We start from the raw sequence: 16,523 nt of genomic DNA on the forward strand, positions 1-16,523 counted from the left end.
CGCGCTCAGGGCAGGGGCCAGGCGTACGGCCCCCGCGGGTCGTCCAGCCACGCCCAGGCGTGCTCGCCGGCGACCGTGACGCCGTACCGCCCGCGCCCCGGCTCGCCCTCGCGCTCCCACAGGGCGTACGCCTCCTGCGGGTCGAGCGTGCCGTGGGTCAGCGCGAGCAGGAAGCGGAACTGCTCCTGCTCGCGGGCCCGGCGAGGCAGCCCGGCCGACGAGACGAACTCGGGACGCGCCCTGGGCCCGCCGCGCAGCGGCACGAAGAAGGCGGCCCCGGGCAGGAACGGGCCCTCGGCGTGTTCCGCGTCCCGGACGGTGAGCGTGAGCAGACCGGTGGCGAGCGGGGTGAGGACGCGCGCGCCGGGTCGGCACTGGGCGAGCCAGGCGCGCGGCACCGTGGGCAGCTCGCAGGTGGCGATGATCCGGTCGAAGGGGGCGCGTTCGGGCACTCCGCGCGCGCCGTCGCCGGTGACGACGACGGGGCGGTGGCCGGCCGCCGCCAGGTGCTGCCGGGCCGACTCGGTGATCTCCGGTTCCAGGTCGATGGTGGTGACGAGGTCGTCGGCGCCGAGCCGGTGGGCGAGCAGGGCCGCGTTGTAGCCGGTGCCGGCGCCCACCTCCAGGACCCGGTTGCCGTCCTCGACGCGCAGGGCGACCAGCATGCGGGCCATCAGGGAGGGCTGGCTGCTGGAGGAGAGCAGCTCGCCGTCGCGCAGCCGGGTGGCCAGCGGTACGTCCGCGTAGGCGCCGCGCACCCAGCGTTCCCGGGCCCGGCGGTCGGGGCTCTCGCGCCAGAGGCGCTCGTAGCCGCGCGCCCCGGTGACGTAGTAGTACGGCACGAACAGGTGCCGGGGCACCGACGCGAACGCCTCCCGCCACACCGGGTCGTCCGTCCAGGCCCCGTCGGCGTCGATCTCCCGCACCAGCTCGGCCCGCGCCGCGTCGGCGAGAGCCTCGATCTCGGTGTCGTAGGCGCCCATGGGTCCACAGTAGGGGCGGGCGGTCCGCGGACCGGGCTGGTCCTAAGCCTCGAGTCCTCGGTCACCCGGTCTGAGACGATGGACGGGTGAATGAGATTCGGCGCGGCACGCTTCAGGAGCAGACCTTCTACGAGCAGGTCGGCGGGGAGGAGACCTTCCGCCGGCTCGTCCACCGTTTCTACGAGGGGGTCGCGGAGGACCCGCTCCTGCGGCCGATGTACCCGGAGGAGGACCTGGGTCCGGCCGAGGAGCGGCTGGTGCTGTTCCTGATGCAGTACTGGGGCGGCCCGACGACGTACAGCGCGAACCGCGGCCACCCCCGGCTGCGCATGCGGCACGCCCCGTTCACCGTGGACCGGGCGGCGCACGACGCCTGGCTGCGGCACATGCGGGTGGCCGTCGACGAGCTGGGGCTGTCGGAGGAGCACGAGCGGACGCTGTGGAACTACCTGACGTACGCCGCCGCGTCGATGGTGAACACCCCGGACTGACGGGACGTCACTGAAGGTCGGATTCCGGTCATGCGTCGCCGCATTCCGATCACAATCCGGTATAGACCGGCGGACAACCGCTTACCCGGCGCCCGACCCTCTGCCAGCATCGCCCGAAGGTCTGGAAGCACCGGACACACGGGGGCCGGGTGACGGGGTTCGTCTTCTCACGCGCGCGTGCGCACCGCCTGCTGCTGGGCGCCGCGCTGCTGACGGTGGTGCTGACCACCACCGTGCTGGCGACGCTCACGGCGTACTCGGGGGCGATCGGCGACGCGGCGCTGCGCCATCTCCTCGCCGACCCGCGGGGCGCCGCCGACACCGCGTTGATCGTCAAGGCGGACGTGCCCCCGGCCGAGCGGACCGCGGCCGACACCGCCGTACGCCGGGGCGCGCGCCGTACCTTCGCCGGGTTGCCGGTGACCGTACGGACCCTGCGCCGCTCGGGGCCGTACGCCCTGCCCCGCTCCCTCCAGCCGCCCGCGAGCAGGGCGGGCGACCCGGACCTGACCTACTTCGCGGCCCTGGACCGCACGCAGGTGCGGGTGGCCGCCGGCCGCCTCCCCCGCCGCACCGACGGCGAGGCCGAGGTGGCGCTCCCGGAGACGGCCGCCCGCGCGCTGCGGCTGAAGCCCGGCGCGCGGCTCACCCTGGCGAACCGGCTGCGGGGCCCCGCGGTCCGGGTCCGGGTCGTCGGCGTGTACCGCCCCGCCTCGGTGACCGCACCGTACTGGCGGCTGGACGACCTGCTCGGGCGCGGGGTGAAGAAGTCCGGCTTCACGACGTACGGCCCGCTGCTCGCCGACCCCGCCGTCCTCACCGGCGGCCGGGTCAGCGCCGGTGCGACGGGCTGGCTGGCGTCGGCGGACTTCGCCTCCGTGACGACCGGACGGATCGGGGAACTGCGCGCGGCGGCCCGGGCCGGCAGCGCGGCCCTGCGCGAGCCGGCCGCGCTGAGCGGTACGACGGTGTCGCAGACAGCGCTGCCGGACGTGCTGGACCGGGTGGAGCGTTCGCTGCTCGTGGCCCGTTCCACCCTGCTGATCGTCGCGCTCCAGCTCGTCCTCCTCGCCGGGTACGCGCTGCTGCTGGTCGCCCGGCTGCTCAGCACCGAACGCGCCGACGAGACCCGACTGCTGAGGGCCCGCGGCGCCTCCCGCACCCGGATCGCCGCACTCGCCGGGGCCGAGGCGCTGCTGCTCGCGCTGCCCGCGGCCGCATGCGCGCCCCTGCTCGCCGGCCCGCTCACCGCCCTGCTGGCCGGGCACGGCCCGCTGGCCCGGCTCGGCCTGCGCCTGGACCTCCCGCCCGCCGGCCGGCCCGCCGTCTGGCTGGTCGCGGCCGGGGTCGCCGTCGGCTGTGCGCTGGCGGTGACCGTACCGGCGGTGAGGGGGACGGGGGCCGAGGTGCGCGCGTCCGGGCGCCGGCGCTCCTGGGCCCTGCGACTCCGGGGGAAGGCGGCCCGGCCGGACGGCGCGCGGGCCGTGCCGGCCCCGCTGCGGGCCGGCGCCGACCTCGGGCTGCTCGCGATCGCCGGGGTCGCCTACTGGCAGCTGAGCCGGCAGGACTCCGGCGCCGTGGCCGCCGACCGGTCCGGCGCGCTCGGCGTCGATCCGCTGCTGGTGGCCGCGCCCGCGCTGGCCCTGCTCGCCGGGACCGTGCTCACGCTGCGGCTGCTGCCGCCCGTCGCGCGGTTCGCCGAACGGTGGGCGGCCGGCGGGCGGGGGCTGCCGGTGGCGCTGGCCGGCTGGCAGTTCAGCCGGCGCACCGCGCGCGGCGCGGGCCCGGTGCTGCTGCTCGTCCTCGCCGTGGCCCTCGGCATGCTCGCGATCGGGCAGGCCGCCTCCTGGGACCGCTCGCAGGACGACCAGGCCGACTTCCGGGCCGGGGTGCCGGTGCGGGTCCTGGCCACCGGGGAGGACGAGTTCGGCCGTACGGACCTGTACGCCGGCCTGCCACGGGTGCGCGAGGCGGCCCCGGCCGTGCGCGCCGCCCAGCCGCTGTCCGGTGACCGCACGGCGACCGTGCTGGCCCTGGACACCGCGCACGCGGCGGACGCGGTCCTCATGCGCCCCGACCTGGCGGACGAACCGGTACGGCCGCTGCTGGGCCGGCTCACCCCCCGGGGCACCCCGGCCGGGGCCGAGGTCCCGGCGGGCACCGCCCGGCTGAAGCTGACGGCGCGGCTGCACAGCTCGACCGGACCGGGCACCACGACCACGGTGACGGTGACCCTGACCGACCGGTACGGGGTGCCGTACCAACTGCCGATCGGGCAGCTCACCGCCGACGGGCGCCCGCACGCCCTGATCCTCGCCCTCGGCACCGCCACCGGACCGGCGACCCTCACCGGTCTCCGCCTGGACCTGACCCAGCCCGCCGAACGGGCCGAGCACCACCGCCTCACCATCGACGGGCTGACCGCGTCGGGCACGGACGGCACGGAGCACCGGCTCACGCTGCCCGCCCGGTGGACCACCACCGCGGAGGCCGGCGGCGCCGCCGTACCGAGCGCCGCCACCAGCCCCACCCGCCCCGAGGTCACCGGCACCCACCCGCTGACCTTCGCCTACAGCACCGGCTACCTCCCGGACGCCGACATCTGGACCGTCGCCTCCGTCACCCTCCGGCTCCAGGCCGCCGAGACCGCGCCCGCCGAAGTGCCGGCCGTCGCGACCGACCGGTACCTGGACGCGGCGGGCGCCCGCACCGGGCAGCGGGTCGACCTCACCATCGGCGACCGGCGGGTGCCGGTGCGGATCGTACGGGCGGTACGGGCGCTGCCGGCCACCGCCGACCCGGCGGCCACGGGCGCCCACGACGGCGGCGCCGTGCTGCTCGACCTGCGCGCCCTGAACCAACTGCTCCAGGCCCGGTACGGCGAGAACGCCGCCCCCACCGAGTGGTGGCTCGCCACCACGCCCCGCGCCACCGCGCAGGTGGCCGCCGCCGTCCGGGCGTTGCCGGACGTCGATCCGGGGCAGGTCGTGGTGCGCGACGAGATCGCCGCCGAACTGCGCGACGACCCGTTCGGCGCCGGGCCCGAGGCCGCGTTCACGGCCGCGGCCGTGGTCGCGGCGGCGCTCGCCGCGGTCGGCTTCGCGGTCGGCGCCGCCGGCGCGCAGCGTGCCCGCGGCGCGGAGTTCGCCGTCCTGCGCGCACTCGGCGTACCGCGCCGCCAGCTGGCCCGGACGGTCGCCGCCGAACAGGCCGTCCTGGTGGGCCTGGCACTCGCGGTGGGCCTGGGCCTGGGCACCGTACTGGCCCGCACCGTCCTGCCGCTGATCGTGCTGACCGGCGAGGCGACCCGCCCGGTACCGGACCTGCTGGTCCAACTCCCGCCCGGGCGCGTGGCGCTGCTGCTCACCGCCGTCGCCGTGGCCCCACTGACGATCGCGGCGACGGCCGCCGTACGCCGGGCGGATCCGGCACGGGCACTGCGTGCGCAGGGGGGTGAGTGACATGAGCCGTCGACCGCCGCGCGTGGCCGCTCCGTGGGTGCGCACCCGGCTGCGCGCCGCGCCCGGTGCCGCTGTCGCGCTCGCGGTGCTGGTCGGGCTGGCCGCGTGTCTGGCCGGTGCCTTTCCGCGGGCGGTGGACCGGTACGAGGACGCGGGACTGCAGCTAACGCTCCGGCAGGCCCGCCCGGAGCACACCACCGTACGGGTGTCGGCGCCCCAGCCCGACCTCGGCCTGCCGCCCGAGCGGCGCGCCGCGGCACTGCGCCCCGACGTGCTGAAGCGGCAGTACGAGAAGGTGCTCGGCACGGTCGGCAGCCCGCTGGGCGTGCACCGCGCCCAGTCCGCGTACGGCGTCACCGGCACCGTCAGCCCCGCGGTGCCCGACCCGTGGCTGCCCCGGCCGACCGGGCTGCCCGCCCACATCTCGCTGGCCGCGCAGAGCGGCCTCGCCGACCACGCGCGCGTGCGCACCGGCCGCCTGCCCGGCGCCCCGCACCCGGTCGACGCCACGACCCCCGAGGTGGAGGCCGCCGTCACCGCCGCCACCGCCAAAGCCCTGCACATCCGGGTGGGTTCGGTCGTCCACATGCCGGCGCCCGGCCGCGACCCGCTCGCCGTCCGGGTCACCGGCATCCTCGTCCCGCGCGACCCCGACGGCGCCTACTGGTCCACCGTCCCGTTGCTGCGCACCCCGACCCTGGTGACCCTGCCCACCCCCGGCCCGGACCCGGACAAGTACTGGCTCGGCGCGCTGCTGCTCGCCCCCGAAGCGGCCCCCGCCCTCCTGGGCACCAGCACCAACCCGGCCCGCTACTGGCACCTCGCGCCCGACCTGCGCGGACTGCACGCCCACGACCTGGACCGCCTGCGGCCCGCCGTCGCCGCCCTGGAGTCCGGTCCCGGCCTGCAACGCGCCCGCACCGTCACCGACGACGGCACCGACATCAACACCGACCTGGACGACGCCCTCGCCTCCTTCTCCCGGCTGCGTTCCGGCATCGCCCCACTGGTCTCCGTGGCCGCCGCGGGCACCGCCACGGTCGTCGCCGTCGTCCTGCTGATGACCGGTGGCCTGGCCGCCGACCGCCGCCGCGCCGAACTCGCCCTGCTGCGCGCCCGCGGCGCCTCCCTCTCCGGCCTCGCCGGGCGGCTGCTCGCCGAGACCGCCGTGATCGCCGTACCGGCGGGCGCGCTCGGCCTGGCCGGGTCCCTGCTCGTGGTCCCCGCCGGCCGGGTCGTCCCGGCCGTCCTCTCCGCCCTGGCCGTCACCCTGGCCGCCTGCGCCGCGCTCCCCCTGCGGGCCGCCCTCGCCCACCGCGCGGTCCGGCTGACGGCCCCGCGCGAGGACCTCGCCTCGGTACGGCCCTCCCGGCGTCGTACGGTCGCCGAGCTGACCCTGCTGGTGCTGGCCGCCGGTGCGGTGGCCACCCTGCGCCGGCGCGGCACGACGGGCGACGAGCTGACGGCCGTGGCGCCCGTCCTGGTCGGCGTCATCGCCGCACTGCTGCTGCTCCGCCTCTACCCGCTGCTGCTGCGCCGCCTGTCCGGCCCCGCCGGGCGGCTCCGCGGCGCGGTCGGCCACCTCTCCCTGGCCCGCGCGGGCCGCACCCAGGCCTCCGCGGTGCTCCCGCTCCTCGCCCTGCTGACCGCGCTGACCACGGCGGCGTTCGGCGGCTCGGTGCTGGCGGGCGTGGCCGAGGCACGCGATCGGGCGGCCCTGCTCACGGTCGGCGCCGACGCCCGCGCCGACGCGGGCGCCCCACTGCCGGCCGACGCCCCCGCCCGGGCCCGCTCGGTCTCCGGGGTCCGCGCGGTCACACCCGTCAGCATCGCGTACCAGGCGAAGCCGGAGGACGGCGAGAACGAGGTACCCCTGGTGGGCGTCGACCCGCGCGGCTACGGCGCCCTGACGGCCCACACCGGCCTGGGCACGTTCCCGCCCGACCGGTTGACCGCGGGGGGCCGGTCCGGCACGGGCCGGCTGACGGCAGGGGGTGGGTCCACCACCGGCCACCTCGCGGCCGACGACCGCTCCGGCCCCCTCCCCGCCGTCGCCTCCCCCTCCGTCGCCTCCTCCTACGGCACCCGGCGGCCCTTCCTGGTCCGGCTGGAGGACGGCAGCGCGGTCACCGTGCGGATCGTCCTGGTCCGCGACCGCACACCGGCCCTCTCCGGTCCCGACTTCCTCCTCGTGGACGGAGCGGGCCTCCCCGCCCCGGCCGGCCGCCCCACGACCCTGCTGCTCACCGGCGAGCATGTGGACGCGGACGCCCTGCGGAAGGCCGTGGGAGGCTCGGCCGCCGTACGGGTCCGGGCCGAGGAACGCGCCCGGTACGCCGACTCGCCCCTGCAGTCCGGCGCCGAGCACGTCTACACGGCGGCGGTCGTCACGGGGGCCGGCTTCGCCGTCCTCGCCCTGCTGCTGTCGCTGCTCCGCGCGGCCCCCGAACGGTCCGCGCTGCTGGCCCGCCTGCGCACGATGGGCCTCACCCGAGCCGAGTCCCGCCACCTGCTGATCCTGGAATCCCTGCCCCAGGCACTCCTCGCGGCCCTGGGCGGCACACTGACCGGCTGGACCGCGATCCGCCTCCTCGCCCCCGGCATCGACCTGACGACCATCGCCCTCCCGTCGGCCCAGACCCCCTTGACCGAGACCCGCCTCCACCCGGACACCTGGTCGCTCCTGCTCCCGGCACTCGCGGTGGTGACGGTGGCGGTGGGGGTGGCGGCACTCCAGGCGTGGTGGACGGGGAGGCGGGGCTCGGTGACGGAACTACGGGCGGGGGACGGCCGATGACTGCGCCACGCGGCACCCCGCCGGCACGGGCGAGCGGCCCCCACCCCCGCCGGGCACCAGCACCGCGCACCCTCGCAGGAGACCCCATGACAACCGACCCCACCCTGACCGACCTCGCCAAACGGGTCACGGACGCCAGAGCGACCCCCGGCTACGGCCACGACGCCCTGATCACCTGCGACCGCCTCGTCCGCATCTTCACCACCGCCGGCATAGAGGTCCAGGCCCTCCAGGGCCTGGACCTCCTCGTCCGCGAGGGCGAACTGATGGCCCTGGTCGGCGCGTCCGGCAGCGGCAAGTCCACCCTGATGAACATCCTCGCCGGCCTCGACACCCCCACCGCCGGCGCCGCCCGCGTCGCCGGCCGCGACCTGCTCACCATGACCGCCGCCGACCGCCTCGCCTACCGCCGCGAGGTCGTCGGGTTCGTCTGGCAGCAGACCGCCCGCAACCTCCTGCCCTACCTCACCGCGGCCCAGAACGTCGCGCTCCCCCTCCAGCTCTCCCGCACCCGCAAGGGCCGCCGCGCCCGCACCGAACGCGCCCTGGAACTCCTGGAGTTGCTCCAGGTGGCCGACTGCCGCGACCGCCGCCCGCAGCAGATGTCCGGCGGCCAGCAGCAGCGCGTGGCGATCGCCGTGGCCCTCGCGAACGACCCGGCCGTCCTCCTCGCCGACGAACCCACCGGCGAACTCGACTCCCAGACGGCCACGCAGATCTTCGACGCGTTCCGCACGGCCAACGAGACCCTGGGCACCACGATCGTCATCGTCACGCACGACCAGGCGGTGGCGAGCGAGGTCCGCCGTACGGTGGCGATCCGGGACGGCCGTACCTCCACCGAGGTGCTCCGCCGCAGCGAGATCGACGCGGCGACCGGCCACGAGACGGTCGTGGCCCGCGAGTACGCCATGCTCGACCGCGCGGGCCGCCTCCAACTGCCGGCCGACTACCTCCGCGCCCTGGACATGCGCGACCGCGTGGCCCTGGAACTGGAGTCCGACCACATCGGAGTATGGCCGGACGACACACGGTGAGCCGACGTATGGCCGGACGGCACCCAGTGATCCGTACCGCCCGGCTCGGGACGCACGGACCCGCCCCGCTCAGCGCACGCTGACCCCGAAGGCTCCGAGCAGTCCCGCCTGCCGCACGGCCACCGAGCCGTACGGCGTACGCAGCCGCAGCCACGCCCCCGAGGAGAACAGCCCGATGTCGCCGGGCTCGGTGCGGGGCCGCAGGAAGCCCAGTGACTGGGCCGCGTGCACGGCCCGTACCGGCAGCCGGGTGTCCGCGATCTGCCGGGACCAGATGTCCTGCCCGATCCGGTCCAGCTCCGCGCGGGTACGGCCCTCCGGTCCCAGTTCCTCGGTGCGCGAGCGGAACTCGGCCACCGCGGCGGCGACCGTGGCACGCAGCGCGTCGGGCGCCGGCAGCCCCGGCTCGGGCTGCCAGCCGGCGCGCGGCGGCAGCACCCCCGCCCACGGCGGTCCGGTGACCGCGCCCGGGACGGCGGCGGTGGCCGCGCGCTCGTCCACGGACTCCAGGAACTCACCGGCGGAGACGGTCACGTCGAGGGAGACGTCGAGCCCGTCCTCGTACGGCTTGGCCAGCCGCACCGCGCGAACGGCCAGCACCTCGAAGGACGGCGGCCGGCCGAAGACGGCGAGCGCGGTGCCGGCCGCCTGCAGCCGCACCGCGGCTCCACGGTCGAAGTGGAGCAGCCGGGAGAGGAAGGCGGCGAGGTCCGCCGCCTCCGTCTCGTCGGCCAGGTGCAGCACGGTCATGCCGCGACGGCCTCCCCTTCGGGCTCGGGCTCGGTGGCCACGGGCTCCTCGGCGGTGTCCGTGTACTCCTGGAGGAACTCACGCTCCTCCGCGGTGATCCGCCGCGGACGCTGGGCGTCGAAGTCGAACGGGACGATGACCGTCGACGCCCGCACGTAGACGAGATCGCCGTCCTTCACCTCGTAGGTGAGGGTGAAGGACGCGGCCTTGATCTCGGTGACCCACAGCTCGATGTCCACCGGCTCGTGCCGGTGGACGAGCTGCCGCTTGTAGTCGATCTCGTGGCGCGCCACCACGGACCCCTGCTTGAAGTCCTTGTCCGGACGGAACAGGAAGTCGATCCGGGCTTCCTCCAGGTAGCGGAGGAACACCACGTTGTTGACGTGGCCGTACGCGTCCATGTCCGCCCAGCGGAGCGGGCAGCGGTAGAGGTGGCGCAAGACCGATCAGCCCCGGGTCAGCTTCTTGTAGGTGGCACGGTGCGGACGCGCGGCGTCTGGGCCGAGCCGCTCGATCTTGTTCTTCTCGTACGACTCGAAGTTGCCCTCGAACCAGAACCACTTCGACTCACCCTCGTAGGCGAGGATGTGCGTCGCGACGCGGTCGAGGAACCACCGGTCGTGGGAGACGACCACGGCGCAGCCGGGGAAGTCCAGCAGGGCGTTCTCCAGGCTGGAGAGCGTCTCGACGTCGAGGTCGTTGGTGGGCTCGTCGAGGAGCAGCAGGTTGCCGCCCTGCTTCAGGGTCAGCGCCAGGTTGAGCCGGTTGCGCTCACCACCGGAGAGGACGCCGGCCGGCTTCTGCTGGTCCGGGCCCTTGAAGCCGAAGGCCGACACGTACGCGCGGCTCGGCATCTCGACCTGACCGACGTTGATGTAGTCGAGCCCGTCGGACACGACCTCCCACAGCGTCTTCTTCGGGTCGATGTTCTCGCGGCTCTGGTCGACGTAGGAGATCTTGACGGTTTCGCCGACCTTGATGTCACCGGAGTCCGGGGTCTCCAGACCCTGGATCATCTTGAACAGCGTGGTCTTGCCGGCGCCGTTCGGACCGATGACACCCACGATGCCGTTGCGCGGCAGCGTGAACGACAGTCCGTCGACCAGCACCTTCTCGCCGAAGGACTTGTGCAGGTCGTTGACCTCGACCACCACGTTGCCCAGACGCGGGCCCGGCGGGATCTGGATCTCCTCGAAGTCCAGCTTCCGCATCTTGTCCGCCTCGGCGGCCATCTCCTCGTACCGCGCGAGACGGGCCTTGGACTTGGCCTGCCGCCCCTTGGCGTTGGAGCGGACCCACTCCAGCTCTTCCTTGAGCCGCTTCTGCCGCTTGGCGTCCTTCTGGCCCTCGACCTTCAGACGGGCGGCCTTGGTCTCCAGGTACTTGGAGTAGTTGCCCTCGTAGCCGTGGAGGCGACCGCGGTCGACCTCGCAGATCCAGCCGGCGACGTTGTCCAGGAAGTACCGGTCGTGGGTGACAGCGACGACGGTGCCCGGGTACTTGGCGAGGTGCTGCTCCAGCCAGTTCACGGACTCGGCGTCGAGGTGGTTGGTGGGCTCGTCGAGCAGCAGCAGGTCGGGCTGCTGCAGCAGCAGCTTGCACAGCGCGACGCGACGGCGCTCACCACCGGAGAGGTTGGTCACGGGCCAGTCGCCGGGCGGGCAGCCCAGGGCGTCCATGGCCTGCTCGAGCTGGGCGTCCAGGTCCCAGGCCTCGGCGTGGTCCAGTTCCTCCTGGAGCTTGCCCATCTCCTCCAGCAGCGCGTCCGAGTAGTCGGTCGCCATCAGCTCGGCGATCTCGTTGAACCGGTCGAGCTTGCCCTTGATCTCGGCAACACCCTCCTGGACGTTCTCCAGGACGGTCTTGTCCTCGGTCAGCGGCGGCTCCTGCAGCAGGATGCCGACGGTGTAGCCGGGCGAGAGGAAGGCGTCACCGTTGGACGGCTGCTCCAGCCCCGCCATGATCTTCAGCACGGTCGACTTACCGGCACCGTTCGGGCCGACGACACCGATCTTCGCCCCCGGCAGGAAGCTCAGGGTGACGTCGTCGAGGATCACCTTGTCGCCGTGCGCTTTGCGCGCCTTGCGCATGGTGTAAATGAACTCAGCCAAGAGAAACCGTCCGGCAGCTTGAAATCTGGCAGTGGGCAGATACACCCCATCTTGCCGTACGGCCACCCCTGGGCGGAAACGCGTATGGCCCGGACGCGCTGACCTGGGGCTTCGCTGCTGCGCGCGGCGACTCGTCTGTCACTGTCCGGCACCGTCGGCCGGCCTCGGGCGCCCTCGCGCGGCCCAGGGACAGGATGCTTCGACCGCTCACCGACAGCTCTGTACCGCGCTCTCAGGTTTGGCGGAAACGAACCGTTGCCGCCTCGTGGCCCGCCCCGCAGCCTGGAGGTCGGGCGCGGGAGCGCTCCCATGCGCCGCCGCCACAACCCCACAGTGACCCGTCCCCCACAGGAAGAGCCTCGCCATGCATTGTCATGAGCATGAAATTCGTGAGCGCGCACGTCGTACGGGCAGCCGTCTGGCGCTCGTCCTGAGCACCCTCGTCGCGGTACTCGTCAGCCTGTTCACCTGGGGCGGCACCGCCTCCGCCCACGGCTCGGTGATCGACCCGGCCTCGCGCAACTACGGCTGCTGGCAGCGCTGGGGCAGCGACTTCCAGAACCCGGCCATGGCGGAACAGGACCCCATGTGCTGGCAGGCGTGGCAGGCCAACCCCAACGCCATGTGGAACTGGAACGGCCTCTACCGCAACGGTTCCGCCGACAACTTCCAGGCCGTCATCCCCAACGGCCAGCTGTGCAGCGGCGGCCAGACCGAGGCCGGTCGCTACAACTCCCTCGACGCCGTCGGCCCCTGGAAGACCACGGACATCGGCGCCGACTTCACCGTGAAGCTGTACGACCAGGCCAGCCACGGCGCGGACTACTTCCTCGTCTACGTCACCCGTCAGGGCTTCGACCCCACCAAACAGCCGCTGACCTGGAACGACCTGCAACTGGTCGCCCGGACCGGCAAGTACGCGCCCAGCCAGAACTACTCGATCCCCGTCAGCACCTCCGGCTACAGCGGCCGCCACGTCGTCTACACCATCTGGCAGGCCTCGCACATGGACCAGACCTACTTCCTGTGCAGTGACGTGAACTTCCGCTGACCTGCCCGACCCCGCCCCCCACCGGCCCCACAGCTCACTGTCATCACCCCCGTCCCCACCCAACGGACGCGGCCCGGCCGAGCCGAGACCGGGTCGCGTCCACCTCTGTCGGGAGCGCTCCCAATACCGCGGGGGGCCCTCCCCCTCCCCCTCCCTCCCCGCCCCCTCCCGCTAGGAGCCGCACATGCCCGCCCTGCTCGTGCGATGCCTGCGATGCGTCCGGTGCTCCCGACGCACCCGATGCCCCCGATGGCTACGCCGGCCCTGGACCGCAGCCGCAACCGCACTCGCAGCCACGGCCGCTCTCGCGCTGGTGGTGCCGCTCCTGGTCGCGATGCCCGCCAGTGGCGCCGGTACGGCGACCGGATGCCGCGTCGACTACGCCGTCAACAAGTGGGCCGGCGGCTACACCGCCCAGATCCGCGTCACCAACCTCGGCCCGGCGCTGAACGGCTGGCACCTGACCTGGACCTATGGCGGCGACCAGCACGTCACCTCGGCCTGGAACGCCACCGTCACCCAGACCGGCCACTCCGTGACCGCCGCCGGCCTGGACTGGAACGCCGCCCTGCCCAGCGGCGCCGGTACCGACTTCGGGCTGCAGGGAACCTGGCAGTCCGCCGACCCCGCTCCCACCGACTTCAGCCTCAACGGCGTGCCCTGCGCCGGTGACGGCACCGTCCCGCCGACCACACCACCCACCACGCCGGGCACCCCTCCCCCTACGGACCCGCCCGCCGACTGCGACGGCGCGGCCCTCTGCACCGGCTTCGAGGACCAGGCCGGCACCTCTCCGTCCGGCGACTGGCGCTTCACCGCGCCCGACTGCCAGGGCACGGGCGCGGCCGTCGTCGACACGGCCGTGGCGCACAGCGGCACCAGGTCAGTGCGGGTGGACGGGCGGGCCGGCTACTGCAACCACGCCTTCGTCGCCGCCACCGCCGACCTGTCCTCGGTCGGCCCGGTGCTGTACGTCCGCCTCTGGATCCGGCACACCACCCCACTCCCCTCTTCCCATGTCACCTTCGTGTCCATGCCGGACTCCTCCCAGGGCGGCCGGGCGCTGCGGGTCGGTGGCCAGAACGGTGCGCTCCAGTGGAACCGGGAGAGCGACGACGCCACGCTGCCCGCGCAGAGTCCGGCGGGTGTTGCGCTGAGCAGGCCGCTCCCGACGGGCAGTTGGCAGTGCCTGCGGTTCGCGGTCGACACCTCCGCGCCCAAGCTGGACACCTGGCTCGACAGCGAGCAGGTGCCCGGGCTGCACGCCGACGGAGTGCCGACCCAGGACGTCGACCAGCAGTGGCTCTCCCGGACGACGCCACCCCGGCCGACGGCTCTGCGGCTCGGCTGGGAAAGCTACGGCACCGGTGACGACACCCTGTGGTTCGACGACGTGGCCGTCGGTTCGGCGCCGATCGGCTGCTGACGAGCCCCGTCCCGGGGTCACCCGCCGTGGGTCGACTCCCTCTTTCGCAGCACGATCAGGACGGCGCCGCCGATCACCACCAGCCCGATGGCCACGCCCGCGATCATGGGAGTGATCATGGAGCCACCGGTCGCGGCCAGGTTGGTGGTGTCCGCGGTGTCACCGCCCGCCGTGGCCGGGCTGGGCTCGGTGTGGAGCTGGGCCGTCTCCGTCGTGATCGTGCCCTGGGTCTTGCAGTCCAGGACGCCGGTGAAGCGGTGGCTGAAGCCATGCGGGCCGGTGATCGTGAAGTCGTACGCCTGGTCCTCCTGGAGCGGCACGGTCACCGTGCGGGACGCGCCCGCGGGGATCGTGTGCTCGGTGCCCATCAGACGGAAGGTGAACGGCTCGTCACCCTTGTTGGCCGTGGTGATGTCCACGCCGCCCTTGGCGCAGTTCTTGCGGGCCGAGACCGCCGGTATGGCGCCCTTCTCCGCCCAGCCGGCCGTGGCGGTCGCGGAGACCGTGGACTCGCTGGAGCCGGCCAGGATCTGGGTCTGGCTGCGGCTCTCGGAGGCGAAGGCCCGGCCCACCGGCACGGTCGTCGACGCCTGCACGTTGAGCTGGGCCGCTCCGTCCGCGGCGTCCTCGGGGACGTCGAAGAACAGCTGGCTGCCGTTCCGGGCTGAGGTGATCACCTTGCCGGTCTTGTCGATGATCCGCACTCCGCTGGTGGCCGCGTCGGCCGGCGGGTTCACCGTGACCGCGCCCGCGTTGGTGTGCACGGTCACCGGCCCGAGCAGGTCGCCCGGCCGGCCGGAGACCGCGGGCGGGTCGAGGGTGAGCGAGGCCTGCGGCTCGGCGACGTTCCGGGCGCTCTTCTCGAGATAGTCGGCGAGCTTCTCGGCCTGCGGGTCCACGGCGTCGACCTTCGCGCCGTCGGAGTAGCGCCAGATGGCCACCTGGGTGCCGGCCGCCGCGTCCTGCTCGGTCAGCCCGCTCGCTCCCGCGCGCCGCGCGAGTGCGGCGAGGTCGTTGACCTGGGGGTAGGAGTTCTGCAGGATCCAGCGGATCCGGCCCGCGTCCTTGTTGGTGCCCAGCGAGGTGCCGCTCCAGGGCGTCTCCTGGTATCTCGCGTCCCGCTGGGTGGGGTTGTGGAGGTCGACGCAGTACGTCTGCAGGGTGCCGCCGCCGTCCACGGACATCTCGAACAGGCCCGCGGACACCCGCTGGTCGCCGCCGTCCTCGTGGATCACGGCCTCGCCGTAGGTCTTCAGACCGTTGATCGTGGCCGTCGCGCCGCCCTGGGTCTGCGGTGTGTCCTCGGCCACGGCCGTACCGGCGCCGGACAGCACGCCGGCCGCCATGAGGCCGGTCACCGTGGTGACGGCGGCCATGCGGGCCGTTCCCGTGGATCGGCAGAACCCAGAGAGCGCAGCAAGCACAGAATTCCCCTTCGAGCAGGACCCGTTGGACGTGGGGGACGGTCCCACCAGCAGAATCGGCAGCCCCTAGGGGCACGCCCGGCATCCTATGGATCAGTCGGAGCCTCACCCGCCGGTCGGATCATCCGATGGCCGATCCGATCCGTAATCGTTATCGCCGGGACCGTCCGCGAGCTGGCCGTATCGACAAATCCCCCGGTTCGTACCGCGTGTTCAGAAGCCACGCACAACTCGTGTGGACGGGCTCGGCGCCAACGTATGGGCGGCGACGCCTCGCTGACGTCACGTCACCGCAACTGCCTGCTGTTCCCGTGGCGCGGGTCCCTCTTCCTCCAAGCCCTGTTCGTGCGTGCCCTGCTGCTCCTGGCCGCCCTGTTCCGGCCGGCCGCCCCCCGGTTCCGTCGGCCGCGGTGTCTCCCAGTTCGGCTCCGGGCGTGCCGCCGTCGGTGGCGCCTCCGGTTTGACCGCGCGTTGGAAGAAGGCCATGCCGCGCGACAGGTCGTGGCCGATCGCCACGGCGTCGATGTCGGCGGACGCCCACTGCTGCTGTCCCTGTACCTCCGTGCGCACCTTCAGCCGGCCCTGGACGACGACCGGCTGGCCCACCTCCACGCACGCGGCCACGTTGACCGCGAGCTGCCGGTTGGCCCACACCGTGAAGAAGTTGGTGTGCCCGTCGGTCCAGACGTTCTTCTCCCGGTCCCAGTAGCGCGCGGTCACCGCGAGCCGGAACCGGGCCGCCGGTCCCGTCGCCAGCTCGCGGTAGGCCGGCCGGGTCGCCACGTTGCCCACCACACAGACGTTGGTCTCGTTCATCTCGATCGCTCCCCTCCCCCGCCCGGGCCTTTCCGGCCGGGCGGACACGCGTACGGGCCCGTCCCGTACGGCTGCGTCTGCCGTGCCGGCGCGTACCTCTGCCGTACGCGCCGGCACGTCCCGACGACCGCCCGCACCGCCCGCCGCTCCTCCTGGCCGGACCCGCCGTGCGATCG

General features: G+C 74.0%; 12 protein-coding genes. 6 read left to right on the forward strand and 6 right to left on the reverse strand.

Annotation, left to right across the window (positions count from 1 at the left end; genetic code table 11):
• Nucleotides 1-5: 5 nt before the first annotated feature.
• Nucleotides 6-983 (reverse strand): methyltransferase domain-containing protein, encoded by a 978-nt coding sequence (locus tag OO52_RS24480; protein ID WP_030648876.1) that lies wholly within the window; start codon nt 981-983, stop codon nt 6-8.
• Between the two features lie 86 nt (nt 984-1,069).
• Here OO52_RS24480 and OO52_RS24485 point away from each other — a divergent pair, with 86 nt between their 5' ends.
• The 4 genes from OO52_RS24485 (at nt 1,070) to OO52_RS24500 (ending at nt 8,769) form a co-directional block, all read left to right on the forward strand.
• Nucleotides 1,070-1,474, forward strand: coding sequence for a globin (locus OO52_RS24485; RefSeq protein ID WP_030648879.1), 405 nt, complete (start codon nt 1,070-1,072; stop codon nt 1,472-1,474).
• 149 nt (nt 1,475-1,623) lie between these two features.
• Nucleotides 1,624-4,935, forward strand: coding sequence for an FtsX-like permease family protein (locus OO52_RS24490; RefSeq protein ID WP_030648882.1), 3,312 nt, complete (start codon nt 1,624-1,626; stop codon nt 4,933-4,935).
• Between the two features lies 1 nt (nt 4,936).
• Nucleotides 4,937-7,732, forward strand: a complete 2,796-nt coding sequence (locus OO52_RS24495; RefSeq protein WP_030648884.1) for an FtsX-like permease family protein — start codon at nt 4,937-4,939, stop codon at nt 7,730-7,732.
• An 86-nt stretch (nt 7,733-7,818) separates the two neighbouring features.
• Nucleotides 7,819-8,769 (forward strand): ABC transporter ATP-binding protein, encoded by a 951-nt coding sequence (locus OO52_RS24500; protein WP_030648886.1) that lies wholly within the window; start codon nt 7,819-7,821, stop codon nt 8,767-8,769.
• Between the two features lie 69 nt (nt 8,770-8,838).
• On the opposite strand, the gene OO52_RS24505 is transcribed toward OO52_RS24500, so the two are convergent.
• Genes OO52_RS24505 through ettA form a run of 3 tightly spaced genes read right to left on the reverse strand, consistent with a single transcriptional unit; the run spans nt 8,839 to nt 11,630 of the window.
• A complete protein-coding gene (locus OO52_RS24505; RefSeq protein ID WP_030648888.1) occupies nt 8,839-9,519 on the reverse strand; it encodes a hypothetical protein in 681 nt (226 codons plus the stop codon).
• Nucleotides 9,516-9,959, reverse strand: coding sequence for an acyl-CoA thioesterase (locus OO52_RS24510; RefSeq protein ID WP_030648891.1), 444 nt, complete (start codon nt 9,957-9,959; stop codon nt 9,516-9,518). The genes OO52_RS24505 and OO52_RS24510 overlap by 4 nt, the downstream gene beginning before the upstream one ends.
• Nucleotides 9,960-9,965: 6 nt before the next feature.
• A complete protein-coding gene (gene ettA, locus OO52_RS24515) occupies nt 9,966-11,630 on the reverse strand; it encodes an energy-dependent translational throttle protein EttA (protein ID WP_030648894.1) in 1,665 nt (554 codons plus the stop codon).
• 364 nt (nt 11,631-11,994) lie between these two features.
• Here ettA and OO52_RS24520 point away from each other — a divergent pair, with 364 nt between their 5' ends.
• A complete protein-coding gene (locus OO52_RS24520) occupies nt 11,995-12,681 on the forward strand; it encodes a lytic polysaccharide monooxygenase auxiliary activity family 9 protein (protein ID WP_030648908.1) in 687 nt (228 codons plus the stop codon).
• Nucleotides 12,682-12,865: 184 nt separating this feature from the next.
• The gene (locus tag OO52_RS24525; RefSeq protein ID WP_051819073.1) at nt 12,866-14,107 is read left to right on the forward strand and encodes a cellulose-binding domain-containing protein; all 1,242 of its coding nucleotides are present in this window, start codon (nt 12,866-12,868) and stop codon (nt 14,105-14,107) included.
• Between the two features lie 17 nt (nt 14,108-14,124).
• On the opposite strand, the gene OO52_RS24530 is transcribed toward OO52_RS24525, so the two are convergent.
• Together OO52_RS24530 and OO52_RS24535 are read right to left on the reverse strand one after the other, a co-directional pair.
• The gene (locus OO52_RS24530) at nt 14,125-15,483 is read right to left on the reverse strand and encodes a Cys-Gln thioester bond-forming surface protein (protein WP_030658083.1); all 1,359 of its coding nucleotides are present in this window, start codon (nt 15,481-15,483) and stop codon (nt 14,125-14,127) included.
• Nucleotides 15,484-15,813: 330 nt separating this feature from the next.
• Nucleotides 15,814-16,347, reverse strand: a complete 534-nt coding sequence (locus OO52_RS24535; protein ID WP_078876903.1) for a single-stranded DNA-binding protein — start codon at nt 16,345-16,347, stop codon at nt 15,814-15,816.
• Between the last annotated feature and the right edge of the window lie 176 nt (nt 16,348-16,523).

This window comes from Streptomyces flaveolus (assembly GCF_000716535.1).
In the GTDB taxonomy this organism is placed as follows: Bacteria; Actinomycetota; Actinomycetes; order Streptomycetales; family Streptomycetaceae; genus Streptomyces; species Streptomyces flaveolus_A.

Coding starts and splice junctions, on each gene's coding strand:
- OO52_RS24495 (WP_030648884.1), top strand. CDS start 4,937: ATGAGCCGTCGACCGCCGCGCGTGGCCGCTCCGTGGGTGCGCACCCGG.
- OO52_RS24505 (WP_030648888.1), bottom strand. CDS start 9,519: ATGACCGTGCTGCACCTGGCCGACGAGACGGAGGCGGCGGACCTCGCC.
- OO52_RS24530 (WP_030658083.1), bottom strand. CDS start 15,483: ATGGCCGCCGTCACCACGGTGACCGGCCTCATGGCGGCCGGCGTGCTG.
- OO52_RS24535 (WP_078876903.1), bottom strand. CDS start 16,347: ATGAACGAGACCAACGTCTGTGTGGTGGGCAACGTGGCGACCCGGCCG.
- OO52_RS24520 (WP_030648908.1), top strand. CDS start 11,995: ATGCATTGTCATGAGCATGAAATTCGTGAGCGCGCACGTCGTACGGGC.
- OO52_RS24480 (WP_030648876.1), bottom strand. CDS start 983: ATGGGCGCCTACGACACCGAGATCGAGGCTCTCGCCGACGCGGCGCGG.
- OO52_RS24525 (WP_051819073.1), top strand. CDS start 12,866: ATGCCCGCCCTGCTCGTGCGATGCCTGCGATGCGTCCGGTGCTCCCGA.
- OO52_RS24500 (WP_030648886.1), top strand. CDS start 7,819: ATGACAACCGACCCCACCCTGACCGACCTCGCCAAACGGGTCACGGAC.